Here is a 25818-nt window from a genome sequence, read left to right as displayed (position 1 = left end):
AAATTAAAATAACATTAAATGAAAAAATCAGTCTTATTCTTAGCATTAACTTTATTTAGTTTTACAATCACTTTTTCTCAAAATGCAGTAACAATAAAAAAAATAAGTTCGAAAGGAGATCCTATATTCTTTTTTCCGCATATTGGTTGTTCTTCAGAAATGTGGAAGGAAGTAGCGGAAAATCTAGCCTCCAAGAACAGTATTTATTTAGTAGATTTAGCTGGATTTAATGGAAGTGAACCTATTCAAGATAACTTTACGGCTACTTATCTTACCGAAGTGGTAAATTATATAAACAAAAACAAATTAAAACGCATCACATTTATTGGACAAAATTATGGTGCTTTTTTAGCGTATCAGGTTGCGAATTCCATCCCAAAAAAGACAAAAGCATTTATTGGTTCTGATTTTTACCCAAAGTTAAGTATGATTCTAGGTAATCCTGATCAGGAAAAATTAAATCAATTTATTACTTCTTTAAGAGACATGACCGTGAAAACAGACGAAACAACTTTTACGAATAATCAAAAACAAATAGCACTTTCTATGAATTTTATAGATACTACCTATGTAAATAAATTTGTAGCTTGGCAAAAAAAATCAGATCGAAATACCTTAGCTGAAACTTTAGTAGAACAATTAAAAGGAGACTTAATTCCAATGTTTGAAAAAAATGAAATACCAACCTTAGTTTTTAATACTTGGTATTTTGCAAAAAACTATAAAAAAATGGAACTTAGTGAAGCAGAGCCTATGATGCAATCGATGTTTCCCAATGCGCAAAATGTAACGCATAAAGTAACAGAAGAAGCCAAAGATTTTATTGCAAACGATCAACCAGAATGGTTTGTAACAGAGGTTAATCAATTTTTAAAAGACAAATAATAAACGTGACAGTAGATAAAAACAAATTGTTTGAAAGTTTATTTTCAGACTACAAAGAAAAAATTTATCGCTTATGCTATTCCTATTCTAATGATGACGCTACCGCCAAAGATTTACTTCAAGAAAGTTTTTCTAAAGTTTGGTCCCATTTAGATAGTTTTCAAAACAGATCGGAATATAGTACCTGGATTTATAGGATCGCTGTAAATACATGCTTGAACTATTTAAGAAGCACCAAAAACAAACGCGTTGAATTTAGAGATGCAGTTCCAGATAGAAAAGAAGAAGAAATTGATACGGAAACCCAAATTAATAATCTTTATTTAGCTATACAAAAATTAGAAGAGGTAGACCGACTATTAATTTCAATGGTACTGGATGATATTTCGTATAAAGAAATTGGCTTAATATTAGGTATTTCAGAAAACAATGTAGGTGTTAAAATACATCGCATAAAAAAACAATTAAAAGATATTTTAACTAAAATGAACCCATCATGACACAAGAATTAGATAATTTAAATGAATTAAAATCCCTTTTCCAACAAAAAAGTGATACTAAAAATGCTATCTCCTCAACAGCAATAAAACAAAAAGCAACCGATGAAATTGAAGCTTTAAAAAAGAAAAATTTTAAACAGTATTTTCTATTCATAGCCACAGCAGTTGCAATTACATTTATTCATAGCGTGAGCTCGAAAACAATTGTTACTTCAAAACTTGGATTTGCTATTTTATTAGGTTGTTCTCTATATTATGCTTTATCGAAAGTATATTTAAATGTAAAACTAAGCAAAATTAAACCTATACAATCAGTAAAAGAAAATACCCAATTCGTTTTACAGTATAGCAAACTAGCTACACTTTTTAGTATTTATCTAGAATTTATATATGCTATTGTACTTAGTATTGGTGTCTATTTATACATGCAACCTATTATTGAAGCCAATAGCAGTCCTGAGAATAGTTTTCCTTTTCTTGCGAAACTGGTTTGGGTACTTTATTTAATTTGGGCTTTTATCCATACCTTTATCATTAAAAGAAAAGCATTCGTAAAAGAACAAAAAACACTAACAGAAATTATTCGAAACTTAAATACTATTTAAATGCATAAAAAAAGCCCATTTTTGGGCTTTTTACTTTTCAGAAGCTAATTTATCATGATACATTTTAATATTTTCTTTTACCTCATCTTCTAATTCTGGCTCTTTAATATCGGTGTATTGTTGTAGTGTTTCCAAAATAGTTTTGGCCACAATATACCTACACGTTTCTTTATTATCTGCTGGAACAACATACCACGGAGCATGTGCTTTAGATGTTCTATTGATGGCATCTTCATAACACTTTTGATACGCATCCCAAAGTTCGCGTTCTTTTAAATCTCCTGGTGAAAACTTCCAATTGTGCTTTTCAGTCTCTAATCTTCGTAACAAACGCTGTCTTTGCTCTTCTTTGCTCAAATGCAAATAGAATTTTAAAACGATGACGCCATTAGAAGCAATATGTTTTTCAAACGCATTGATACTTTCAAAACGGTTATCCCAGAATGCAGGAGTTATATCTTCAACCGTTTCAATTCCAGGAATATTTTCATTTAAAATATAATTAGGATGCACTCGAGTGACCAATACATTTTCATAATGCGTTCGGTTAAAAACTGAAAATTTCCCTTTTTCTGGCAAAGCCAAATAATGCCTCCACAAATAATCATGTTCTAATTCGATACTAGTAGGTGTTTTAAAACTATGCACCACTACTCCACGTGCATTGAACTCTTTAAAAACCTCTCTTATTAAACTATCTTTTCCTGCTGTATCCATACCTTGCAAACAAATCAACACACCATACTTATTGTGTGCATACATTTTATCTTGCAGTTTACTCAGTTTTTCCCTCACTTTTTGAAGTTCTTTTTCTTTCTTTTTTTCAGAAGTGGCTACATCAATAAATGTGGGTATTTTATGTAATTGTATCGGTTGTGTTACTTTTAAAGACGAAATATCAATATGTTTCATTTTATAAATTTTATTTATAAAGATAATTGTATTTTCGCAATCGCAAAAATTTGAAACCCAATTAAAGCAATTAATTAAATATATGAATCCAATTTTATCCAAGAATGTATTTCTTGTTAAAGAACATGTAGGCATGTTCAAAGCATCCAACAATTTTGATATTTTCAATCCCGAAACTGGCAGCTTAATGATGACATGTAGAGAACCTCATTTAGGTGCTTTTACAAAAATTTTCCGTTTTACAAAGTACAAAAGAATGACTCCTTTCCATATTGTAATCACTGATGCACAAGGTAAAAAGATACTCAGTATTAAAAGAGGCGTAACTATCTTTAGATCTGACGTGGAAGTTTTTGATGCAAATGAAAAAAGAATTGGCGTTTTCAAACAAAAATTTTTCTCTTTTGGAGGAAAATTTGAAATTCATGATAATCAAGATAAGCATTTATGCACTTTACAAGGTAAATGGACTGGTTGGGATTTTAAATTTTTACAACATGGAAAAGAAATTGCTACGGTTTCTAAAAAATGGGCAGGAATAGGAAAAGAGCTTTTCACTAGTGCAGATAATTATGTTCTAAATATTAATGAAACAGTTGCTCCAGAAGATAATTTAAGAGCTTTAATTGTATCAGCGGTAATGTGCATTGATATGGTTTTTAAAGAATAAGGGACAAAACTTCAAAAATAAATGGGCATATGTAATTAAAAACGTATGCCTTTTTTTATTTTTAAAAAAATTATTCAAGTTCCCAACCTTTTACCAACTTTTGTACTCTATATAGTATAGCAAACCCATTGTGATGGATGAAAAAATAATACAAGCCTGCAGAAAGCAACATCGTGAAGCGCAACGAAAACTGTATGAATATATGGCTCCAAAGCTCTATTTCATTTGCAAGCGCTATCTTAAAAAAGAGGAAGAAATAGAAGAAGTTTTAGCGGATGGATTTTATATCATTTTTACTAAAATTGACCAACTAAAGGAAAATTACGCTTTTGAAGCCTGGGCTCGTAAAATTGTGGTGAACCAATGTTTATTACAACTCAAAAAGAACCTTAATTTCAATCTGTATTTAGAAGATGTGAATTACAAATCCCAACCTCTAGCAGAAGAAGTTACACAACTAGAAGAAGCCGATTTATTAAATCTATTAAACTACATTCCAGAAGGTTGTAGAGCGATTTTTACTCTTTTTGTAATTGAAGGATTCTCACACAAGGAAATTGCAACACAATTAGGTATTTCAGAAGGTACTTCAAAATCACAACTGAATGCTTCGAAAACGAAGTTAAAAGAATTGGTAAACACTTTTTACTATCACAAAGCAAAATAATCATGGGAACAGAAGATAAATTATATAAAAAAATACAACAAGCCGCTGAAAATATTCCTTCAGACACTTTTCCTGGAATGGAAAAAGTATGGACTCGTGTAGAAGAAAAATTACAAAATAACACCCTTAAAAAGGAAAAAAACAACTGGAAAAAAATAAGTATTGCAGCTTCCGTCATTATTGTTTTTACTGTTCTTTTCAATCTTAATAAAAAAGAACCTATACAAACAATTGATAAAAATACTATTACGCTAACGGATACCTTAAAAAAAGAAGAGGTAATCCAAAAAGAAGAAGTAATGGCATTCTTTTCCGACACTGTAAAAAAACGTAAAGAAGACACTTCGGTTGCTTTTCAAAAAAAGAATATGTCTATAAAATCATTACCTCTTTTAAGCTTGCAAAAAGACAGTATTTCTTTTCCAGCTGAAGAAGTGCAGCTTATTACTAACAGTAATGCTTTAGGTTTTATTCCTGCAACTGATTCTCTTTCCACCCAAACTAATCATCAATATAATTCCTATACAGCAACCCTTGGGAACAGAAAAATGGAATATTCAAATTTTTCTGCTAATGGTATTGCAAATGAAAATCCGATTCAAACGATAAAAAAAACAAATCCTTTAGTTATTATTGATGGAAAAGTGGATAGCTTACATCATTTGAAAACATTAGATGCAGAAAATGTTGATTCTATTTATATATTAACTAATCCTTTGTATATTATTAATGGAGTAGAATATTCAGAAGCCTCATTATTCGGACAAAATCCTACAAGTCCTTATTACCCATTGGATAAACAAAAAATTATTTCAACTACAATTTTATATAAAGAAGAAGGTGAAAAAATATATGGAAAAAAAGGAAAAGAAGGTGTTGTTATTATTACAACTAAAAATGGTAAACCTAATCAAAAATAATATGAAACATTTTATAACTATTCTAGTATTTTTACTAATGGGAAAATCTTTTGCACAAGATAGTATTGCTAAACTAACAGTCGTAAAAATTAGATCTCAAAAGACAATCAATTCGATCCCAGCTCCTTTATATATAATAAATGGACATGTAGTTGATTCAACACTATTACAAAAAATTGAGCCAGAAAACATAGAAAAAATTGACATTTTAAAAGATGAAAAAGCAACTTCTATTTATGGAACTAAAGGACAAAATGGAGTTATTCTTATTACCACAAAAAACATTTCAGATAAAAAAATGGAAAAATTCTATAAATTACATCCTGCTGAATATGTACAAAATACTGGAAAAGAATTTGTACTCTCTGGTACTATCATAGATTGTGAAAAACTAGCAATTTCAAAGGCAACTGTTACTAATTTAAATACCCAAGAGAAAGTTTTTTCTGATTCTGATGGAACGTTTAAAATAAAAGTACGCAAAAATGATGTTTTATTAGTTGAAAGTGAGTCTTGCATTTCACAAAAGATTCATGTTGAAAAACAAAAAGACATAACGGTTTCATTGAAAGCAAAACAAAATAATGAAGTTATTTTATTAAAAAAACCAATCCTTTATCTTTATCCTACTCAAGAAACGGAAGTTACGATACAATTTCATTTTAATGGTACATTAAAAACAACCTTTCCTAAATATGACGAAAACTGGAAAGTAATCGCTTCTCCAAACGGACAATTGTATGATACTAAAACCAAAAGAACGTACACTTCTTTATTTTGGGATGGAGAAATAGAACTTCCAAAATCGCATTATCAATACAACGAAGGATTTGTAGTTGCAAAAGAAAATTTGACAACTTTCTTAATTGAAAAATTGGAACATATCGGTTTAAACCATCAGGAAACAAATGATTTTATTCAGTTTTGGTTGCCCATTTTAGAACAAAATCAATTCAATTTCATTCACTTTTTAGTAAATGATGCCTGCAATGAAGTTGCTGTAAATACAGTGCATCCGCAACCTGAAACTAGTATAAGAGTATATATGGAGTTTTTTGGCGTTAACCAATTTAAATCGGTACCCGAACAAAAATTACCAAAAACAAAACGCAAAGGTTTTACCCTAGTAGAATGGGGCGGAACAGATGTGTCTCAAAAAATTGAAAAAAATGAATTATAAAATTATTGCTTTTCTGCTTTTCATTAGTTGGCAGAGTTTTGCACAAGAAAAAAATACTACAACAGATCAAGAAATAAAGATTGAAATCAATTCGAAAACCAAAACCATTTATATTTTAGGAGGTATTGCATCCACAATTACTAAAGAAGATATGGCCTTTTCCAAAAAATACCATATTCAGTATTATGATTTTGGATGTGTTGCACCTCTAGATTTTGAAAAGTATGAAAAAGCAAATGCGTTGGTTTTCGAAAATCTTACAGTTAACTTTGGAAAACAATGGGAAAAAGAAATAAAAAATTCTGCTATGGGTTTTTCTGAATGGAAAAAAGTAAAAAAATAGCTACGAAACTTAAAAATTTGTATTTTTAAACTAAATTTTACAAAATGAAAAAAATACTTTTATTATTGCTTGTAGCATTTATTGTGATTCAGTTCTTTCCAATCGATAAAAGCAATCCGCCTGTAGATCAAAATCAAGATTTTATAATGATATACAAACCTACTGCAGAAATTGCCTCAAAAATTAAGGCTTCTTGCTATGATTGTCATTCCAATGTAAGCGAATATCCATGGTATTCCAATATACAGCCTGTAGGTTGGTATTTAAAAAATCATATCGAAGACGGAAAAAGACATTTAAATTTCTCTGAATTTGGAACTTATTCTCCCAAAAAACAAGCACATAAGCTTGAAGAATCATACGAACTTATTGAAAAAGGTGAAATGCCACTTTCGAGCTATACCCTGATTCATAAAGATGCTGTTTTAACGGAAGCCGAACAAGCCACACTTATTGCATATTTTAAAGAAATTGAGAATAGTATTAAAAAATAAATTTTACCTACTCATTCTGTATATAAATCGAACCAATACTAAAATAAAAATAACAATTGAACCTATTGTTTTCCAACTGATTCCTTCAGAATTATCATTATAAGTATTTTCAGTGTAAGCAGGTTTTGCTATATTATGAACTTCATCTGGTGTAAAATGGGTGCAACTTATATCAAAATCTGCAATTTTGTTAGTAAGTTTACAAACATATCCTTGTTGGAAATCTAGCTTTCTATTTTTACAAAGTGAACAGAATTTAACATGTTCTTCTCTTGTCATATTTTAAAATTTGGAGTGAACTACTATAAAACTATTTCTCAATCTCTTTTAAAGAATCCATTTTTTTGATTTCCAAGAAACCTTTCAAATCTTCGAAATGTTCTTTTACTCTTTTGTTACCAAACTCGAATACTTTGGTAGCCAAACCATCTAAGAAATCACGATCGTGAGATACTAAAATTAAAGTACCATCAAAATCACGTAACGCATCTTTGATAATATCTTTGGTTTTCATATCTAAATGGTTAGAAGGCTCATCCAAGATTAATAAGTTTACTGGTTCTAACAACAATTTAATCATGGCCAAACGTGTTTTTTCTCCACCAGAAAGCACCTTTACTTTCTTTTGTATATCATCACCTTGAAACATAAAAGCACCTAAAATATTTTTAATTTGGGTACGAATGTCACCTACTGCAATGCGATCAATGGTTTCAAAAATGGTTGCTTCTCCATCTAATAAAGCAGCCTGATTTTGAGCAAAATAACCAATTTGAGCATTATGACCAATTTCCACACTACCACTATCAATGCCAATTTCTTTCATAATGGCTTTGATCATGGTCGATTTTCCCTCTCCATTTTTACCCACAAAAGCTACTTTTTGACCCCTTTCGATTACAATATTAGCATCTTTAAAAATGACTTTGTCTCCGTAACTTTTATGCAAATCTTTTACAATAACTGGATATTGACCTGAGCGTACTGAAGGTGGAAATTTCAATTTTAAAGCCGAATTATCCACTTCATCTACTTCTACTAAGACTAGTTTTTCTAACATACGTACACGCGATTGTACTTGCTCTGTTTTAGAAAAGGTACCTCTAAAACGCTCAATAAAAGCCTGATTCTCTGCAATAAATTTTTGTTGTTCTTCGTATGCTTTTTGTTGGTGTGCACGACGGTCTTTTCGCAATTCTAAATAATGTGAATATTTTGCTTTATAATCATAAATACGTCCCATAGTAACTTCAATGGTACGATTGGTAATATTATCCACAAAAGCTCTATCGTGTGAAATTACCATTACCGCTTTGGCTTGGTTTACCAAAAAGTCTTCCAACCATTGAATACTATCCATATCCAAATGGTTTGTAGGCTCATCCAATAGAATTAAGTCTGGTTTTCTCAATAGAATTTTAGCTAGTTCAATACGCATTCTCCAACCTCCAGAAAATTCGCTTGTAGGTCTGTCGAAATCTTCTCTAGTAAAACCTAACCCTTTTAAAACTTTTTCAACCTCAGCTTCATAATTCACTTCTTCAATAGCATAAAATTTCTCCGAAAGTTCCGAAACCTTTTCAATTAGCTTCATGTACGCATCACTTTCGTAATCGGTACGAATGGTTAACTGCTCATTAATGTCATCGATTTCTGCCTTCATTTTAAAAATTTCAGAAAAAGCCTTCGAAGTTTCTTCTCTAACCGTACATTGATCATCAGTTAACAAATGTTGTGGTAAATAAGCGATAACCGTTTCTTTTGGAGCAGAAATAGCTCCTCTAGTGGGTTTATTTTCACCTGCAACAATTTTTAACAAAGTGGATTTACCAGCTCCGTTTTTACCCATTAAGGCAATTTTATCGGTTTCATTAATGGCAAAAGTTACTTCACTAAAAAGCGTGGTTCCACCAAATTCTACGGCGATGTCATTTACTGTAATCATTATGATAAAGTCAAAAGTTAAAAATCAAAAAGTTAAAAGCGATACATTGTTAGGCAATTAACTTGTTTTTTTTGAAGGTGCAAATATAATGAGAAAGTTTAGTTATTGTCTTTTTTGTTGAAACACTTTCTCATTTTTTTGAAAAAGGAATACATACTATTTTTTTTGAAATCTTTTTCTGTAATTTTCAGCTGTCATATTACAGTTTTTTTTAAAAGCATTACTAAAATTAGCATAACTTTTAAAACCTAATTCATAAGCAATTTGGTTTAGAGGAATAGCTGTATCTACTAGCAAAATCTTTGCTTTTTCAATTTTACGAGTAAGTATGTATTGGTATGGAGAAACATGTACATATTTTGTGAACATTTTCATAAAATGATGTCTTTTCCATTGCGATTTTGAAGCCAATTCGTCTATCTCTAATTTTTGTTCAATATTCTCATTGATGAAGGCAATCACTTCTTTGAGTCTATAGGGAATAAAATCATTAGGGACTTCTTTTTTTCTTAAAATGTCTATTTCTTTATACTTGTAATTATTTAAAACTATAGATGTACTCGTAATTACATCTATATCTTTAAAAGGCTTTACTATATAACCATAAGGTCTTGTTTCTTTGACTCTATCTAGAGTCTCTTTATCTATGTAAGAGGTAATATAAATATAGGGAATACGGTCTAGTTGAAGTAAATATTTACCTAAACTTACACCGTCTTTATCTTTGTTTAAATGAATATCGATAAGTACTAATGCAATCGATTCTTTTTCGATACAACTAATCGCATCATCAACATTATTAACTAAAAAAACACAGTAACCTTCGTCTTCAAGAATCGCTTTAATGTGCATGGCAATTAAAGCTTCATCTTCGACAATTAAAACAAAACAGCTTTTCATGGCATCATTTATTCATAAATTTTAAAAAATAACAAACAATTGGGAACAGTATTAAACGGACATCTATTTTTAAGCTTTTTTAAATTGTATGGTAAAATGCATACCTTCTTCATGGCTTAGGAAAAGTTTCCCGTTAATTTGTACTACTAATTGATGTACTAGATCCAAACCCAAAGAATGAATGGGGCGTTTAAATTTTCCAATACCATCACCATCATCAATTACATTTAACTCGTAATAATAATCTCCCTTTTTTTTCAGCACAAGTCGTATGATACCCCTTTGTTTAATAATAAAAGCATGTTTGTAGGCATTCGTTACCAACTCATTAATAATTAAACCTAAAGGAATGGCAGTTTGAATATTAAAATAGATTGGCTCTACTTCGATTTGTAATTCAATTAGCTTGTTCTCATTCTTATGCGCTTCTAAAATATTCTGTGCTAACCTATGGAGATATTCTTTAAAATCAACCTGACTTAAATCTCCTTTTAAATATAAATTTTCGTGTATTAAAGCCATAGATAAAATTCTAGATTGAGAGGCTTCAACAAAGGTTTTCAAGCTTACATCTTGTTGTTTGGCTTGCAAATACAATAAGCTTTTTACCAATTGTAAATTGTTCTTAACTCGATGATGTATTTCTTTTAACAAGACTTCTTTCTCTTGAAGAGATTTCTGAGTCAATAGTTTTTCGCTTTCAATTAAAGCATTCTTTTTCTTAATAGTAATGTTGTTTTTTACATAAAATAAAACTGAAAGTAAAGCTACAAAACAAGCAATGGAAATATAAATAATATAATTTTTTTGCTTCTCAATTTTCATGGTGCTTTTCAATTCTTGAAGTTGCAAGCTTTTTATTTTATTTTCTTTTTCTGAAATATTAAAATTAATTTGCAATCGATTTAACTTATCTACATTATCAGTCTCATAATTCAAATTATTGATTTCCATAATTTTTTTAGAAAACGTAAGCGCGGTTTTGTAATTTCCTAATTGTTCTTCCACTTCAAATTTTGTTTCATATACAAACAATTTAATTTCATAATAATGATTGTCATGAAGTAATCGTAACGCTTTATCAATGTATGTTTTGGCATCGTTTAGACGATGCTGTTTCAAGCTGATTTTACTTTTAAGACCATAAGCCATCATCTTAATATCGTCTCTTGGAATTTCAACATTTAAAACTTCATCAACACACTTATTTGCTAAATGATAATCTTCTAAATAAAAATAACATTTTGAAATAAAAATATTACAATCTATTAAGCTACGATTACTCTTCTTTTTAACCAAATGCTTCTTATAATTTAAAGCCAAATCAAGAGCTTCGTGATATCGTTTCATATCAAAAAAAATGATAGCTCTAGTAAAAAAAAGTAGGTTTAAACCACTAATTGATTTTTCCAAATCTATCCCCATTTGGTTGAATTGTAGCGCTTCATCGAAATTTTTTAAAGAACGATAAATATTCGATGCTAAATTGTAAATTTTTATGGTTTGAGAAATATTCTTTTCAGAATCTAAGGCTTTATTTGCATAAACTAAGGCTTCATTGTAATCGCTCTTAAAGTTATACATCTGACTCATAATATAATACAAATAAGAAACCTTTTCATTGTTTAGTTTCAATGCAAACTTTATATTTTCATTGAGTAAGTTTTCAGCTTTGAGATAGTTTTCATTTAGTATCAAATAATGACCAAACTTCGCATTTGCAATAAAGTAATTGTCCCAATCTTTAATTTCTTTAAAAATGGAGATAGATTCTTCAATATTGGTAAAAGCGGCTCCTTCTTGATTAGAATTTCTAAGTAGGATGGCGTTGTAAAAATAATAGAAAGCTAATCCTTTTTTGGAGTTTATTTTTTTTGAAACAGCAAATAATTTGGGATTTATTTTTTTTATTTCTTTTAAATCATTTTCTACATACAGATCACAAAGATTAATATAATAATCCATTTTTAGATGATCATCATTGGTTTCATTAATTAAAACTAGTATGCTATCACTACATTTTTCATATTCGTTTTGACAAAGGATGAAAGTAGTTTTAAATAAAAAAAAGAGTAAACAAATTATCTTTTGCATTATAAGCCTATAAGTTGCGAATATACTTATTCTATAATTTTAATTTTTGAATATCTAAAGATAGAAATTTATAAAAAAAACCGTCCTTAACAGGACGGTTTCCAAATCAAATTTTAATTTAATTTTACTACTCGAAACTTAACAATTCTTAAGTTACCCCTAATAACAACAAAACTAAGTCCTTTTGTAATGAAATTACTATCCTTTTGTGGCATCAACTATCGATATGTGTTATTTTTATTCACCTACTATTTTTTTTATTGAAAAAATTAAGCCAATCTTTAACAACCGTATCTTGTTACACGATAATTTTCTTCCTATCTTTGATATAGAATTTTTAACAAAATCAATCTTATGAAAACGAGGATTTACAAACACCAATTAAACAGGATGAATAAAAAAATAGCTATTCTTACTTTTTCCTTAGCTTTAGCTTTTACAAGTTGTAAAAAAGAAGACAAACAAGAGGAAACTCCTGGAGAAGAGGTTAAAACTGAAGCAACAAGTGGTTTACAGATTATTTCAGATTCCACAAAAGTAAATTGGACAGCATATAAAACTACAGATAAAGTAGCAGTTGGTGGGAGTTTTAAACAAATTGAATTGAAAAATACTCAAAATGGTACTACTCCAGAAAGCGTTTTAGAAGGGGCTTCCTTCTCCATTCCTGTTAGCAGTTTATTTACCAATAACGAAGACCGTGATAGCAAATTAAAAACAATTTTCTTTGCTGCTTTGAAAAACACTGAAATGATAGGTGGTGCCTTCAATTTTAGAGAAGGAAAATGTTTCTTGACATTAACTTTAAATGATGTAACCAAACAAATGGAAGTTCCTTATACTTTTGAAAATAAGAAATTCTCAATTAGTTCAACAATTAACTTAGATGATTTTGGTGGTCAAGCAGCTATTGAAGCGATTAACAAAGCTTGTTTTGAATTACATAAAGGTGCTGATGGTGTGAGCAAAACTTGGAGTGAAGTAGCTATAACCGGTTCGGTTCAGTTTGAATAATTAAGATACAACACTGATATACTAAAAAGCCAAGCAATTGCTTGGCTTTACTATTTAGATACATTTTAAAACTATTCCATTTCTAAGAAAATAGGTTCTCGTTCTTCATCATTTAAAGCAACCGCTTCCACCCTTTCCGTAATTTGGGAACAAAAATACAAACGTTGCCCTTTTTCAATACTTCCTAGCAAACGTAAAATTTTATTTTCATAACGATTTCTAAGTAATACATCTACATCATCAAAAGCGATGACCTGTAATTTATTGACATTAAAACCAGCTCCTGAGAACATTTCATTTAAACGATTGGGTGTTCCAATTAACACATCTATACCTAATGAAATTTGATTTTTATCATCGTCAAAATCAGTCTTATCATGTGTATAATACAAGCGTAATTTATTATATTTATTTAATTGTTCGAATAACTCGTATAAAGCCAACACTTGTGGTTTGTCTTCCACCATAATCAAAGCCCTAGGTGATTCCTCAAAAGGCTCTTTAAGTTTGTGAATGATGTTTAAAATTAGAGCTATCGTTTTTCCAGAGTCTTTTTCTCCTTGTACAACCACATCTGCTCCACTTTTTATGTAGGAAAAAGTTTCTTTTTGCAATTCAGTAGCTTCAACAAAACCATTTTCAATTAAGGCTTTTTGAAGTGCCGCATTTATTTTTTTTAAATTCATTGATTCTTTTATTTGGGTAAAAAGTTGTTACTTTTAACCAAAATTATTTACTAGCAAATAGTTTGACATCTTGTTCAGAAATTTCTGTTCCACCAAGAATAATTAATCGTTCAACAACATTTCTGAGCTCTCTAATATTTCCTGTCCAATCGTATTCTTGCAATAATTTAACCGCCGATTTAGAAAATTTCTTCACCGAGTTACCTTGCTCTTCAGCAATTTTATGCGTAAAGTGTTCTAATAAAGCTGGAATATCGTCTCTTCTATCATTTAAAGCTGGAACCTTAATTAAAATAACAGCTAAACGATGGTACAAATCTTCTCTAAAACGTCCTTCTTCAATTTCTTTCTTAAGATCTTTATTTGTAGCTGCAACCACACGTACATCCACTTTGATATCTTTATCAGCTCCTACTCTTTGAATTAAATTTTCTTGTAAAGCTCTCAATACTTTTGCCTGTGCTGGTAAACTCATGTCGCCAATTTCATCTAAGAAAATAGTTCCTCCATTAGCTGCTTCGAATTTACCCGCTCTATCTTTAACTGCAGAAGTAAATGCTCCTTTTACATGACCAAACAATTCACTTTCAATTAATTCAGCAGGTATTGCAGCACAGTTAACTTCAATAATGGGTTGGTTTGATCGTTCGCTTTTTTCATGTAATTGATGAGCTACTAACTCTTTTCCAGTTCCATTAGGTCCTGTAATTAAAACACGTGCATCTGTTGGTGCAACTTTATCAATCATGGTACGAATATGGTTAATAGCATCACTTTCACCAATCATCTCGTAGTTTTTACTTACTTTCTTTTTCAAGATTTTGTTTTCAACTACTAATTTCTTTTTGTCTAAAGCATTTCGTACCGTATTCAAAAGTCTGTTTAAATCAGGTGGTTTAGAAATGTAATCAAATGCTCCTAATCGCATAGTATTTACAGCTGTTTCTAAATCTCCATGACCAGAAATCATGACCATCGGAATTTCAGGTTTTATTTTTTTTACTGCTTCCAATACTTCTACACCATCCATTTTAGGCATTTTGATATCACAAAGCACTAAATCATAATCTTCATTTTTTATTTTTTCGGTTCCTTGAACTCCATCTTCAGCTTCCTCTACTTGATAGCTATCGTTTTCTTCTGATAGTATTTTTACCAATACTCTACGAATAGCTGCTTCGTCTTCAATAACTAATATTTTTGGCATATTGTGGTTCTAATTTGTAACTTATTTATCTTCTATTGGCTTCAAAGTTAATGAAAAATACATACATTTCTAGGAATGTAAATCCTGTTATTGCTTTATTATATGTACATCTCTTTGAGGAAAAGGTATAGAAATATTATTTTGTCTAAAAATAGCATCAATACTAAATCGTAAATCGCTTTTAATTTTTGGACTTTGCATGCCATCTGACACATAAAAATACAACGAAAAGTTTAAGGAAGAGTCTGCAAAATCTTCAAACAATACTAAAGGTTCGGGTTCATTCAAAACATTGTCAGCTTTTTGAGCACATTGTAACAATAGTTTACGAACTAATTCCACATCGCTACCGTAAGCTACACCTACATCTACTTGTTCTCTATTAGTAAAACTATTTTGTGTCCAATTAAAAAGAGTATCCATCATAAATTTATGATTAGGAATAACCATTACCCTATCGTTTCTTGTGACTACTCTAGTTGTTCTCAGTTTAATTTCTAGTACTTTTCCAACTTTACCATCTACCTCAACAATATCACCTACATGCAAGGATTGATCTAAAATTATCAATACTCCAGAAATAATATCTTGAAATAATTGTTGCAAAGCAAAACCTAAACCAACCAATAAGGCCGCTGAGGCTGTTAAAAGTACGCTCATATTTACTCCAGAGACATCTAAAGCAAAAATGACCGCGAAAATAAAAACGATATAGCGGATGAACTGAAAGAAACTAATGAATCGATTCTTATCTTCCAATGGTAATTTACGAGTAACCACCATTCGGATTAATTTCAACAAAAAACTAGTTAAAATGAGTACGATTAAAAGTAACGCAAATGTTCCAACTGTAATATCAATAGTATCAGTATCAATTAATTTAAAATTGATAATTTTTCTAAATGTTTCAAAAACATTTGTTTCATCTAATACCGTTTCCATAGTAAGAAATTGATTTACAATTAAATTTTAGGTTTTGTATTTTTTTAATATTTCATCCACTTAAACAATTCTTTCCAAGTTGGTTTTTTACCATACATTAAAATTCCAACGCGATAGATTTTGGCTGCAAACCAAACTACAAAGATAAAACTTCCAAATAAAAGTACTATGGAAAGAATTAATTGCCAATAATGTTGCGGTTCTAAAAATGGAATTCGCATTAACATTACGATAGGAGATGTAAGTGGAATTATGGAAAAAACAGTAGCAACCGTTCCGTGAGGATCATTAATTACAGTGAAAAACCCAATATAAACTCCTAAAATCAATGGCATGATAATAGGCAATAAAAATTGTTGCGAATCTGTTTCAGAATCTACTGCTGCACCAATAGCTGCGTATAACGAACTGTATAAAAAATAACCTCCAATGAAGTAGATTACAAAACAAAACAGCATAAGACCTAAAGGTAAATTTACAATTTCTGTAATGTAAGATTGTAGTTTTAGCATTCCAGCTGATTGTTCTGCAGCTTGCATCATTTCTGGAGACATCGATGCAGTAGAACTTAGTTGTAAACCAAAAAACGTTTGAGCTAAAAACGCTAATAAAAGTCCAACAATAATCCAGATTAAAAACTGAAGCACACCCGCTAAAGAATTACCAATAATTTTTCCCATCATCAATTGAAACGGTTTCACTGAGGAAATGATGATTTCGATGATACGATTGGTCTTCTCTTCAATTACACTTCGCATTACAAAATTCCCGTAGATAACAATAAACATCATGATTAAATAGCCCATAAAACCACCAATAGCAATTTTAATTTCGTTTAATCCTTTTAGGCTTTCACCTCCAGAGAATTTGGATAATTTTAGATTAGAATTCACTTTAGCAGCAACAATCATTTGTTCATCTAATCCTAATTTTTTCAATCGATCTGATGTTAAAACAGAGTCTACCTTTTCTTCCACTTGACCAATGAAATTAATGCTCGCACTATTTTCAGATATATATTCTACTTTATCTTTTAACAATTGAATAGAATCTACTTTTGGAATATACAATAACCCTTCATAGTTTTTTGATGCTGAGTCTTTAGCGACATCAAAAGGCATGGCAGAAATATCCGTATAATGATAGTCTTTATTACTTTTAAAAGTAGATTTGATGTATCCTCCTTCGTCGTGAATGGCAATTTCTGTAGCTTTATCTTTATTCATTGAAGATAAATATCCTACTAAAGCTGCAATTCCAACAAATAGCATTGGACTTAAAAAAGTCATTACAATGAAGGATTTATTTCTGACTTTTGCAATAAATTCTCGTTTTATAATTAAGAATAATTTGTTCATTTTTTAAATAGTATTTGGTAACTTTAATAAGTCAATTATTGGGAAACAGTTTGAATAAAAATATCATTAACACTTGGTATTTTTTCGACAAAGTGCGTTACTTGACCAAAATTGGTTAATATTGATAATAATTCATTGGAAGAATGATTGCCTACATTGATTTCTAGCTTAATGTCCTCATTTAAGGATTTAAAATGCGTTGGTCCTACTTCAAATTTTTGTGTTAACTGATACATGAGTCCTTCAATATTGTTCGTTAAAATCCCAATTTGAAATGTATTGCTTCTATATTGTTGTTTTACATCGTTTAATTTGCCTTCTATTAACTTATTGGATTTATGAATTAAAGCAATATGATTACACATTTCTTCCACGCTTTCCATACGATGTGTTGAAAAAATAATTGAGGTGCCTTTTTTGTTTAATTCAATTATTTCATCCTTAATTAAATTGGCATTTACAGGATCAAAACCTGAGAAAGGTTCGTCTAAAATTAACAATTTGGGTTGGTGCAAAACTGTAACTACAAACTGAATTTTTTGAGCCATTCCTTTAGATAGTTCTTGAATTTTTTTATTCCACCATTCTTGTATACCAAATTTTTCGAACCAAAATTGCAATTGTTTTTTAGCTTCTTGATGAGACAACCCCTTTAATTGTGCAAGATAAAGACATTGTTCTCCCACTTTCATTGTTTTGTATAAGCCTCTTTCTTCAGGAAGATAACCTATATATTGTATATGATTTGGATTTAATACTTTACCATCTAACAATACCTTACCAGAATCGGGCATAGTGATTTGATTAATGATTCTAATTAAGGTTGTTTTTCCTGCTCCATTTGGACCTAAAAGACCATAAATACTGCCAGAAGGAACAGCTAAAGAAACATTATTTAAGGCTGTGTAATCTCCATACTTTTTGACTACATTATTTACTTCAAGTATATTATTCATATTGGTTTATTTTAAGCAACTGCTGCTGCTCTATTTTTTAAGTTAATGATACAATGAATTAAGGTAAGATATAGAATTTCTTTGTTATTACTTGTAAAAGTAGTATTTTCTTGGATATAATACTTCGTTTTCCAAATCTTCCATTGGTACTGGCAATAAATGAAAAGCAGTTCATTTCCTTTTTCATTTAATAAGACATAATTTGATTTCCAAACACTTTTTCTTTTTAGTTTGAAAACTTCGACATTACTTTGATTAAATAATTTTAAAAGCACAGAACCATTCCATTGAAATAAGGAAGAGAGAATTTTTTGATTCCCATTATAAATGGAAAAGTTAGACTTCCAAATACTAGGCTTTTTTATTATAAAGTTACCTGAGCCATTAATAAAAAAAGAAGGATAATTACTATTGAACCATCCTTTGTAGTCCATTTCTCCGAGTACAGAATGATTGTGTATCAGATTGTACGTATTACAACTTTCTGCCATTACAAAATATTCCATAATATCATTATTTACAACAATAGTTAGTATAGAAATTTTAGAAATGTTACAAAAAACCCATCCCTTTTTTACGAAGGATGGGAAAAATTGCTATGAAAAAGAAAAATTCACTTTCCCTAAGGAAGTGAATTTCAAATGTATATATTTTTATTCAATTATGAAAACATATCCTTTACTTTTTCAAAAAAAGATTTGTCTGATTTTTCTGGTGATGGTTTAAAATTATCTTCACTTAATAAAGATTCAAAAAAGGACTTTTGTTCTTTATTTAATGATTTTGGAGTCCAAACATTAACATGTACTAATAAATCGCCACTTCCATATCCATTTAAGCTTGGTATTCCTTTTCCTTTTAACCTAAGAATTTTACCGGATTGAATTCCTTCTTCTAATTTAATTCTCACTTTTCCACCTACAGCTTCAATTTCTTTAGAAACCCCTAAAGCTGCCTCTGGAAAACTAATGTATAAATCATAATGTAGATTTTCACCTTCACGCTTCAAAAACTCATGTTCTAATTCTTCAATAGCTACAATTAAATCACCAGGAATACTATTACTTCCAGGAGCTTCATTTCCTTTATTAGAAACTTTTAATTGCATTCCGTCAACTACTCCTGCTGGAATTTTGATTGAAACTGTATCGTCTTCCATTACCATACCATAAGCATCAGCACCAGTAGGTTTAGAATCTAATATTTGACCTGAACCTCCACATGTAGTACATGTAGATGCTGTTTGCATTCTTCCTAATATAGTATTAGCAACCCGCATAATTTGTCCGCTACCATTACATGTCGAACACGTTTTGTAAGTAACCCCTTTTGCTTGAACTTTACGCTTAACTTTTACTTTTTTCTCAACTCCATTAACAATATCTTCTAAAGTAAGTTTTACTTTAATTCTCAGATTACTCCCTTTCACTCTTCTTTGACCGCCTCCACTAAAGCCACCACCAAAACCGCCTCCAAAAGCACTTCCAAAAATATCTCCAAACTGGCTAAAAATATCATCCATATTCATATGGCCTCCTCCAAAACCACCAGCACCATCAAATGCAGCATGACCGTATTGATCGTAACGTGCTTTTTTGTCAGGATCACTTAACACCTCATAGGCTTCAGCAGCCAATTTAAAGTTTTCTTCTGCAGTTTTGTCACCTGGGTTTTTATCAGGATGGTATTGAATTGCCTTTTTTCTGTAAGCTTTTTTAATTTCTTCTGCAGACGCACCTTTACTTATTCCTAATATCTCGTAAAAATCTTTTTTCATAAACTTCAAAAATTCCTATTTACAATTCCTTTCACAAAAGGATTTCATAAAATCAGATTATTAATTACCTATCACTACTTTTGGAAAACGAATAATTTTATCTCCCAATTTATATCCTTTTTCTATAACATCAACAATTTTTCCTTTTAAATCCTCAGAAGGAGCAGGAATTTGAGTAATTGCTTCGGCAAAATCAGCATTAAAATCATCACCTAGTTTAATTTCTACCACTTCTAAACCCTTAGATATTAAAGTTGATTTTAATTTTTCGTGAATTAAACCAACCCCAGTAACTAAAGCTTCATCTTCCGATTTAGATATTTGTTCCCAGGCTCTATCAAAATCATCCAAAACAGGCAACATAGATTGCAATACTTCTTGATTGGCTGTTTTAAATAAATCAATACGTTCTTTCGTGGTTCTTTTTTTATAATTTTCAAATTCAGCAAATAAACGCAAAAATTTATCCTTTTCTTTTGCTAAATCTTCTTGAAGTTGTTCTTCAACTGTTAAAGCAACAGGTTGATTTTCTGAAACATTCTCCTCTTGAATGGTCTCTTTTTCAATATTTTCCTTTTCAATATTTTCAGTATTATCCTGACTCATAGGTATTTTATTTAGATAAATTTTATTAACATTCTAACGCAAATCTACTGCCAAAAAAACAAAAATGCCAAATTGTCATTAACAACCTGATTGGTTTCTATGTGAACGGCCATTTTTAATTTAATTTATTTATACCTATATTTGGTCACATTCATTAAAATAAATAGTAAATTATTATGAAAAAAAGCATTTTAAGTCTAGCTTTAATTGGACTCTTATTTTTTAATAGTTGCAAAAAAGAAGCTTCAACTGAAAATACTGAAAACACAACTGACGAGACCGTAACTGAAACAAATTATTCTGGTAGTTACTCCGTCGACACTACTTTTTCAATTATTGATTGGGAAGGATTTAAACCTAGTGGCACACACACAGGTACCATTACTTTAAAAGAAGGTAACTTTGAAGTAATTGATGGTCAAATAAATGATGGTTTGTTTGTTATTGACATGACCACAATTACGGTTACAGATATAACTGAAAAAGATGGAAAAACAGATTTAGAGAATCATTTAAAAGGATTAGGAGAAAAAGAATCTGAAGATCACTTTTTCAATACTTCTAAATTTCCAACTAGCACTTTTAAAATTAGCTCTACTACTCCAGAAGGAGATAAGTATATGGTTAACGGAATATTAACAATAAAAGGTATTGAAAATGAAGTACATTTTCCAGCAAAAATTTCAATTTCAGAAAATGAAATTTCATTAATATCGGATAGTTTTAAAATTGACAGAACCAAATGGGGCGTTAATTATGCCTCAAAATCAGTTTTTGATGATTTAAAAGATAAGTTTGTTAATGACGAAATTGAATTAACTGTAAAAGTAAAAGCTACAAAATAATATTGTAGAACTGTTTTATAAAAAAGTCGTTACCTAGATAACGACTTTTTTTATTTTAATAAATCGTGCAAGGCTTTATCCAATGAAGCGTATTTAAATTGAAATCCCTTTTCCAAAATTTTTCTAGCACTCACATTTTGACTGGCGAATAAGATTTGATGCATTTCTCCCAATACTAGTCTCAGTATAAATTTAGGAATATTTGGCATAAAATAAGGTACGCCTAACGTCTTAGCAATTGCTTTAGTTAATCCTTCATTAGTGACTGGATAAGGAGATACTGCATTATAAACTCCTTCTAATTTATTCTGAATAATATAATAATATATAGAAGCTAAGTCATGATTGTGTATCCAAGATTGATATTGTTTACCAGTTCCAAAAGCCGCACCCAAACCTAGTTTTATAGGTTTTATCATTTTTTGTAACGCACCTCCATCTTCAGCTAGTACAATACCAGTACGCACTTTTGTAACAAGAATTCCCAATCGTTCAAATTGATCCACTTCTTTTTCCCATTGTTGTACAACTTCTCCTAAAAAAGAATCGTCAACTGCTTGTGTATCTTCACTATATACAGCGTTATAACTATTTGGATAAATACCTATAGCCGATGCCGAAATAATATGCTTTATTTGATTTTGATTTTTAGAAAGTGTTTGAAATAATAATCGAGTGGATAAAACCCTACTATTTATAATCTCTTCTTTATAGGACGTGGTCCATCTTTGTGAAACAGAAGCACCTGCTAAATGTACAATGACATCTACTTCATCCAATGCATTCTTATCTATTTCACCAGCATTTGGATTCCAATAAAAACCTTTATAATTCGATTCAGAGACTAATTTAGATTTAGAAGTCGACAAATAATGTACAGTTACTCCATTTTGAAGTAATAAGTTGGATAACTCATTTCCCACTAAACCAGTCGCACCTGTAATTAAGATTTTCATATACTTTCTTTTTTAACAAAAATACAAAGTAATTCAGTGAGTTACTATTTAATTAACGAATGTTAACATGTGTACCAATTAGCCTCTTGTCTTAATAGTCCATTCAAATTGCATTTCAGAAACTTGTTCTCCTTTTTCATTTACACCAATAGAAGTCAACCAAATGGTCTGCCCTTCTTTAGTATGTATTGCTTTTTGAATGGTTTCTTTAATTTGATTTCCCTGCACGCAAGTAAATGTTATTCTCCCAGTTGCTTTTTTTGTAAAACTACTTTTATTATTTGCCACTAACATGGAAATATTAGCTCCACTCTCTTTAATTTGATACATGACTAAAGCCCCTGTAGTAAATTCAGCGGCCATAGCTTGAACCGCAAAATACATAGAATTAAAAGGGTTTTGGTTAAACCATCTGTGTTTTACTGTAACAGAACATGTCTCTGGATTAATATTCTTTACCCGTACCCCTGACCAGTAAGCGGAAGGTAATTTAAAGAACATAAACGCATTTAATTTTGATGGTGTAAATCGCATAACTAGTATATTTTTTGTAAAAATACAAAAAATACTATGCATTCATACTATTTTTATCAAATGTTAATTTTTTGTTAAATATAAGTACTATGCGTAACATAATACTAGCTTTTAGACTTATCTTTGTATAAGAAATTAATAGCTATAAGATAGTTCTTTTAAAAATCATCAAATCTAAAAACAAATAATTATGGAAACTTCAAACGAAAAAAGCATAGGTTCATTAATACATCTAAGTACCTTGAGTCAATATTTAATTCCATTTGGAAATTATTTATTTCCTCTATTATTGTGGTCGTCTAAAAAAGATAAATCCGCTTTTATAGATTATACTGGAAAACAAGCTTTAAATTTTCAATTAAGCATGTTGTTATACTCTTTAATAGCTTTAATAATTGCAATTCCTACTTGCTTGTATTGGTTTATCAATATAATTGAAAGATTAGAAATTAGTGACCAACAGGTTACCGTAAGAGAAATCATAACAGCAGAAAACATAAGTGGAATGGTAATTTTAGGCATCGTAGCAGTAATAATTGCACTTTTTTTAAAGTTAGGTGAATTCTTTTTAATTATTTATGCTTCTTTTAAAAGTGCAAACGGAGAATACTATCGCTATCCACTAACCATAAATTTTATAAAATAGTTTCAATCATCAAATCACAATCAATCAATCAATCAATCAATCAATTACTCAAAAAAATGAGGAATTAAAAAATCAAAAAATGAACAGTTTAATCAAAAAACAAAATGAATTATGAATATTGAAAACACAAAAGCTCAGATGAGAAAAGGTGTTTTAGAGTTCTGTATCCTTTCTGTCTTAAAAGAAAATGATGCGTATACTTCTGAAATTCTAGAGACTCTAAAAAATGCAAAATTACTAGTAGTTGAAGGAACTGTATATCCTCTATTAACTAGATTAAAAAACGATGGATTATTAAATTATCGTTGGGAAGAATCCACATCGGGACCACCAAGAAAATATTATGGCCTAACCGAATTAGGAAAAGAATTTTTAAATGAATTAAATAGTACCTGGACAGAATTATCTGATGCAGTGAATATAATAACACAAACTAGCCAAAATTAAGAGTCATGAACAAAACAATTAGTATAAATTTAGGAGGTTTCTTTTTTCATATAGATGAAGATGCGTATCAAAAATTATCACGTTATTTTGATGCGGTAAAAAGATCGCTTTCACCAGAAGGAAGAGATGAAATCATAAAAGATATTGAAAGTAGAATTGCTGAACTTTTTCAGGAAAGAATAAAAAATGAAAAACAAGTAATTACACTTTCCGAAATAGATGAGGTTATCGCCATCATGGGGCAACCTGAAGATTACAAAATTGATGAAGAAACTTCTTATAGTAATGAAAGATCGTATACATCAAGTGCTAAAACGGGAAGAAACAAACGGTTATACAGAGATAAAGACAATGCCATTTTAGGAGGTGTCGCTTCTGGTTTCGGACATTATTTTAACATTGATCCATTATGGATTCGTTTAGGAATTGTATTAATCGTTGTTGCGGGTGTTGGTAGCCCAATATTAATCTACTTATTATTATGGGTAATTGTACCTGAAGCAATCACCACCTCTCAGAAATTAGAAATGAGAGGTGAACCGATTACAATTTCTAATATTGAAAAAAAAGTCAAGGAAGGAATCAATGACATTAGTGATAAAATCAACAACATTGATCATCAAAAAATAGCAAATTCTGCTCGATCTGGAGCTAATCAAATTGGTGCAACACTTAGTGATTTATTCCTAAGCTTTTTTAAAATCATCTCGAAAGTAATTGGATTATTCATCATCTTTTTCTCAGCTATGGCTTTGTTAGGGATACTTATTGGGTCTATTTTTATGATATTTTCATCATCATTACCGAATTCTTATATCTTTAATAATTTTCATACTCCTTTAGATTTTGATGTTCCAATGTGGATACAAGGTTTGTTATTATTATTTGCTGCTGGTATTCCATTGTTTTTCTTATTAGTATTAGGAATTAAACTTTTGGTAACCAACATGAAATCTCTTGGTAACAACTTTAAATATTCTTTATTAGCTATTTGGATTGTAGCGCTTATTGGAATTACTTATTTAGGAATTCAACAAGCAACTGCTGTAGGTTTTGAAGGTAAATCGGTAAAAAAAGAACAAATTTTCATACAACCAACCGATACGCTTTTTGTAAGAATGCAATACAACAACTATTACGCAAAAAGTTTGTACGAAAGAGAAAACCACAAATACACCCATGATGAAAATAACAAAGAAATTATCTATTCTACAAAAGTTAGAGTTCATTTTCTTAAAACAGAAGAAAATCAACCTTTCTTACAAGTAGAACGTTCTGCAACAGGAAAATCGCATAAAGAGGCAACCAGTCGATCAGAAAAAATAAGATATAATTTTGATATTCAAGGGAATAGAATTACTTTAGATAATTATTTCACAACCGCATTTGGGAACAAATTTAGAGATCAGGAAGTAAATATCTATATCTATTTACCAAATGGAACGTATGTAAAGCCTGATGAGAGCATTCAAGACTACGATAGATCAGACAATGATTTCTTTAATTTACATTATGATTCAGACCAATATATCTATCAAGTAGAAGGAAATAAAACTATCTGTACCAATTGTCCTGAAGAAGATAATGAGGATGAAAGTGATGATGAAGATGGAGATACAGTAGAAAAAATGTCAATTCGAGTAAACAACAAAGAAATAAATATTGATGTTACTGATGATAAACTACGAATTGAAGCTGAATAAAAAATCAATAACTAATAAACAACTTG

General features: G+C 30.1%; 29 protein-coding genes. 14 read left to right on the top strand and 15 right to left on the bottom strand.

Annotated elements, in window-relative coordinates; all coding sequences use genetic code 11:
• Positions 1 to 18 precede the first annotated feature (18 nt).
• The 3 genes from NHF47_RS08095 to NHF47_RS08085 are packed head-to-tail and all read left to right on the top strand — an operon-like array spanning position 19 to position 1990.
• Positions 19 to 885: an alpha/beta fold hydrolase gene (locus tag NHF47_RS08095; RefSeq protein ID WP_252764441.1), complete on the top strand. Its 867-nt coding sequence runs from the start codon at positions 19 to 21 to the stop codon at positions 883 to 885.
• A gap of 5 nt (positions 886 to 890) precedes the next feature.
• A complete protein-coding gene (locus tag NHF47_RS08090; RefSeq protein ID WP_252764440.1) occupies positions 891 to 1385 on the top strand; it encodes an RNA polymerase sigma factor in 495 nt (164 codons plus the stop codon).
• Positions 1382 to 1990 carry a hypothetical protein gene (locus tag NHF47_RS08085; RefSeq protein ID WP_252764439.1) on the top strand — a complete coding sequence of 203 codons (609 nt, stop codon included), beginning with the start codon at positions 1382 to 1384 and terminating at the stop codon, positions 1988 to 1990. Before NHF47_RS08090 ends, NHF47_RS08085 begins: the two co-directional genes overlap by 4 nt.
• Positions 1991 to 2020: 30 nt before the next feature.
• On the opposite strand, the gene NHF47_RS08080 is transcribed toward NHF47_RS08085, so the two are convergent.
• Positions 2021 to 2902 carry a PPK2 family polyphosphate kinase gene (locus NHF47_RS08080; protein WP_252764438.1) on the bottom strand — a complete coding sequence of 294 codons (882 nt, stop codon included), beginning with the start codon at positions 2900 to 2902 and terminating at the stop codon, positions 2021 to 2023.
• Between the two features lie 82 nt (positions 2903 to 2984).
• Between NHF47_RS08080 and NHF47_RS08075 the strand changes: the two genes are divergently transcribed.
• The 6 genes from NHF47_RS08075 to NHF47_RS08050 all read left to right on the top strand — a co-directional run bounded on the left by NHF47_RS08075 (position 2985) and on the right by NHF47_RS08050 (position 7176).
• Entirely contained in the window at positions 2985 to 3572 is a 588-nt protein-coding gene (locus tag NHF47_RS08075) for an LURP-one-related/scramblase family protein (RefSeq protein WP_252764437.1), read from the top strand.
• Positions 3573 to 3705: 133 nt separating this feature from the next.
• Entirely contained in the window at positions 3706 to 4239 is a 534-nt protein-coding gene (locus NHF47_RS08070) for an RNA polymerase sigma factor (RefSeq protein ID WP_252764436.1), read from the top strand.
• A gap of 2 nt (positions 4240 to 4241) precedes the next feature.
• Positions 4242 to 5159 carry a hypothetical protein gene (locus NHF47_RS08065; protein WP_252764435.1) on the top strand — a complete coding sequence of 306 codons (918 nt, stop codon included), beginning with the start codon at positions 4242 to 4244 and terminating at the stop codon, positions 5157 to 5159.
• 1 nt (position 5160) lies between these two features.
• A complete protein-coding gene (locus NHF47_RS08060) occupies positions 5161 to 6339 on the top strand; it encodes a TonB-dependent receptor plug domain-containing protein (protein ID WP_252764434.1) in 1179 nt (392 codons plus the stop codon).
• Positions 6329 to 6682 carry a hypothetical protein gene (locus NHF47_RS08055; protein WP_252764433.1) on the top strand — a complete coding sequence of 118 codons (354 nt, stop codon included), beginning with the start codon at positions 6329 to 6331 and terminating at the stop codon, positions 6680 to 6682. Before NHF47_RS08060 ends, NHF47_RS08055 begins: the two co-directional genes overlap by 11 nt.
• Positions 6683 to 6726: 44 nt before the next feature.
• Positions 6727 to 7176, top strand: coding sequence for a heme-binding domain-containing protein (locus NHF47_RS08050; protein ID WP_252764432.1), 450 nt, complete (start codon positions 6727 to 6729; stop codon positions 7174 to 7176).
• A 3-nt stretch (positions 7177 to 7179) separates the two neighbouring features.
• Here the strand turns inward: NHF47_RS08050 and NHF47_RS08045 are convergent, their stop codons facing one another.
• The 4 genes from NHF47_RS08045 to NHF47_RS08030 form a co-directional block, all read right to left on the bottom strand.
• A complete protein-coding gene (locus tag NHF47_RS08045) occupies positions 7180 to 7455 on the bottom strand; it encodes a hypothetical protein (RefSeq protein ID WP_252764431.1) in 276 nt (91 codons plus the stop codon).
• A 31-nt stretch (positions 7456 to 7486) separates the two neighbouring features.
• Complete coding sequence (locus NHF47_RS08040; protein WP_252764430.1) at positions 7487 to 9121, bottom strand: ABC-F family ATP-binding cassette domain-containing protein; 1635 nt, start codon at positions 9119 to 9121, stop codon at positions 7487 to 7489.
• A 156-nt stretch (positions 9122 to 9277) separates the two neighbouring features.
• Complete coding sequence (locus NHF47_RS08035) at positions 9278 to 10021, bottom strand: DNA-binding response regulator (protein WP_252764429.1); 744 nt, start codon at positions 10019 to 10021, stop codon at positions 9278 to 9280.
• A gap of 69 nt (positions 10022 to 10090) precedes the next feature.
• A complete protein-coding gene (locus NHF47_RS08030) occupies positions 10091 to 12115 on the bottom strand; it encodes a sensor histidine kinase (protein WP_252764428.1) in 2025 nt (674 codons plus the stop codon).
• Positions 12116 to 12469: 354 nt separating this feature from the next.
• Between NHF47_RS08030 and NHF47_RS08025 the strand changes: the two genes are divergently transcribed.
• Entirely contained in the window at positions 12470 to 13129 is a 660-nt protein-coding gene (locus NHF47_RS08025; protein ID WP_252764427.1) for a YceI family protein, read from the top strand.
• Positions 13130 to 13200: 71 nt separating this feature from the next.
• Here the strand turns inward: NHF47_RS08025 and NHF47_RS08020 are convergent, their stop codons facing one another.
• From NHF47_RS08020 to NHF47_RS07985, 8 genes are all read right to left on the bottom strand, one after another.
• Complete coding sequence (locus NHF47_RS08020) at positions 13201 to 13815, bottom strand: DEAD/DEAH box helicase (protein ID WP_252764426.1); 615 nt, start codon at positions 13813 to 13815, stop codon at positions 13201 to 13203.
• Positions 13816 to 13858: 43 nt separating this feature from the next.
• Positions 13859 to 15022 (bottom strand): sigma-54 dependent transcriptional regulator, encoded by a 1164-nt coding sequence (locus NHF47_RS08015; protein ID WP_252764425.1) that lies wholly within the window; start codon positions 15020 to 15022, stop codon positions 13859 to 13861.
• Between the two features lie 87 nt (positions 15023 to 15109).
• A complete protein-coding gene (locus NHF47_RS08010) occupies positions 15110 to 15964 on the bottom strand; it encodes a mechanosensitive ion channel family protein (protein WP_252764424.1) in 855 nt (284 codons plus the stop codon).
• Positions 15965 to 16008: 44 nt separating this feature from the next.
• Positions 16009 to 17322 carry an ABC transporter permease gene (locus NHF47_RS08005; RefSeq protein ID WP_252764423.1) on the bottom strand — a complete coding sequence of 438 codons (1314 nt, stop codon included), beginning with the start codon at positions 17320 to 17322 and terminating at the stop codon, positions 16009 to 16011.
• A gap of 35 nt (positions 17323 to 17357) precedes the next feature.
• Complete coding sequence (locus NHF47_RS08000) at positions 17358 to 18278, bottom strand: ABC transporter ATP-binding protein (protein ID WP_252764422.1); 921 nt, start codon at positions 18276 to 18278, stop codon at positions 17358 to 17360.
• Between the two features lie 11 nt (positions 18279 to 18289).
• Positions 18290 to 18784 carry a hypothetical protein gene (locus NHF47_RS07995; RefSeq protein ID WP_252764421.1) on the bottom strand — a complete coding sequence of 165 codons (495 nt, stop codon included), beginning with the start codon at positions 18782 to 18784 and terminating at the stop codon, positions 18290 to 18292.
• Positions 18785 to 18939: 155 nt separating this feature from the next.
• On the bottom strand, positions 18940 to 20055 hold the full coding sequence (gene dnaJ, locus NHF47_RS07990; protein ID WP_252764420.1) for a molecular chaperone DnaJ: 1116 nt from the start codon (positions 20053 to 20055) through the stop codon (positions 18940 to 18942).
• 60 nt (positions 20056 to 20115) lie between these two features.
• Positions 20116 to 20661 (bottom strand): nucleotide exchange factor GrpE, encoded by a 546-nt coding sequence (locus NHF47_RS07985; protein ID WP_252764419.1) that lies wholly within the window; start codon positions 20659 to 20661, stop codon positions 20116 to 20118.
• Between the two features lie 176 nt (positions 20662 to 20837).
• Between NHF47_RS07985 and NHF47_RS07980 the strand changes: the two genes are divergently transcribed.
• Positions 20838 to 21506 carry a YceI family protein gene (locus tag NHF47_RS07980; RefSeq protein ID WP_252764418.1) on the top strand — a complete coding sequence of 223 codons (669 nt, stop codon included), beginning with the start codon at positions 20838 to 20840 and terminating at the stop codon, positions 21504 to 21506.
• Positions 21507 to 21556: 50 nt separating this feature from the next.
• On the opposite strand, the gene NHF47_RS07975 is transcribed toward NHF47_RS07980, so the two are convergent.
• Positions 21557 to 22462, bottom strand: coding sequence for a TIGR01777 family oxidoreductase (locus NHF47_RS07975; RefSeq protein WP_252764417.1), 906 nt, complete (start codon positions 22460 to 22462; stop codon positions 21557 to 21559).
• 78 nt (positions 22463 to 22540) lie between these two features.
• Entirely contained in the window at positions 22541 to 22996 is a 456-nt protein-coding gene (locus NHF47_RS07970) for a DUF4442 domain-containing protein (RefSeq protein ID WP_252764416.1), read from the bottom strand.
• 190 nt (positions 22997 to 23186) lie between these two features.
• Between NHF47_RS07970 and NHF47_RS07965 the strand changes: the two genes are divergently transcribed.
• The 3 genes from NHF47_RS07965 to NHF47_RS07955 all read left to right on the top strand — a co-directional run bounded on the left by NHF47_RS07965 (position 23187) and on the right by NHF47_RS07955 (position 25792).
• A complete protein-coding gene (locus tag NHF47_RS07965; RefSeq protein WP_252764415.1) occupies positions 23187 to 23642 on the top strand; it encodes a DUF4870 domain-containing protein in 456 nt (151 codons plus the stop codon).
• A gap of 111 nt (positions 23643 to 23753) precedes the next feature.
• A complete protein-coding gene (locus tag NHF47_RS07960; RefSeq protein WP_140998826.1) occupies positions 23754 to 24089 on the top strand; it encodes a PadR family transcriptional regulator in 336 nt (111 codons plus the stop codon).
• Positions 24090 to 24094: 5 nt separating this feature from the next.
• Positions 24095 to 25792, top strand: a complete 1698-nt coding sequence (locus NHF47_RS07955) for a PspC domain-containing protein (protein WP_252764414.1) — start codon at positions 24095 to 24097, stop codon at positions 25790 to 25792.
• Positions 25793 to 25818: the final 26 nt, after the last annotated feature.

The organism is Flavobacterium sp. NRK F7 (assembly GCF_024054195.1).
Lineage (GTDB): Bacteria > Bacteroidota > Bacteroidia > Flavobacteriales > Flavobacteriaceae > Flavobacterium.
Note: the sequence above shows the minus strand (reverse complement) of the source record. Positions and strands in the feature narration are given on the sequence as shown.